The sequence below is a fragment of the Mesorhizobium sp. P3_A10 genome (assembly GCF_056403175.1).
Genome location: NZ_JBFUFZ010000019.1, coordinates 1 through 814 on the forward strand (window position 1 = coordinate 1; position 814 = coordinate 814).

Here is an 814-nt window from a genome sequence, read left to right on the forward strand (position 1 = left end):
GCTGGGCGGCCATGTACTGACCGGTGTCCCGACCGCGTTCGCCGACGGGACGACAGGCACGCTGACGGCAAGCTATGTCTACAATCCGGCGACTGGCCTCGGCACGATCAGCTACTCCTATACGCTCATCGACAACACGCTGACCGATCCGTCGAGCACCAGCTTCGCGGTGGTGGTGACCGACGCCGACGGCGATCCGGCGCCGGCCGGCAATCTGGTCATCAACATCATCGACGACGTGCCGACGGCRGTYGCCGACATCGACAGCATCGSSGCSGGCCWGTTCGGCCCSGCSACSGGCAATGTGCTTGTCGGCGGTACGGACGCGATCGACGCGAACACGACGGACGGCGTGGCCGACACCAAGGGCGCCGACGGCGCGACAGTGGTTGGCGTCGCCGCCGGCAACACCAATGCCGACGTCGACAATGCCGCAACACTCGGCGTGCAGATCCAGGGCACCTACGGCAAGCTGACGCTGGCCGCCGACGGCACCTACACCTATACCCGCGATGCCGGCTCGGCCGGCGGCCATGACGACGTCTTCACCTACACCATCAAGGACGGCGACGGCGACACCTCGCACACCACGCTGACGATTTCGATCGGCGATGGAACGCCGACCGTATCGATCCCGGTAGCGGGCGGCGACGACACGACGGTCTATGAGGCTGGCCTGCCGGCGCGCGCCGGCGAGCCTTCCGGCTCGAACGAGCCTGCGACCTCGGAAACGACCTCGGGTACGATCGGATTCACGTCGCCGGACGGCCTGACGACAGTGTCGCTGGGCGGCCATGTACTGACCGGTGTCCCG

Annotated in this window: 1 protein-coding gene; it reads left to right on the top strand. The window is 67.5% G+C overall.

Translation table 11 applies throughout. The features are described from left to right. Positions 1-814, top strand: an 814-nt coding sequence (locus tag AC1DXU_RS30415) for an Ig-like domain-containing protein (protein ID WP_477374897.1), incomplete at both ends; no start/stop codon positions are given.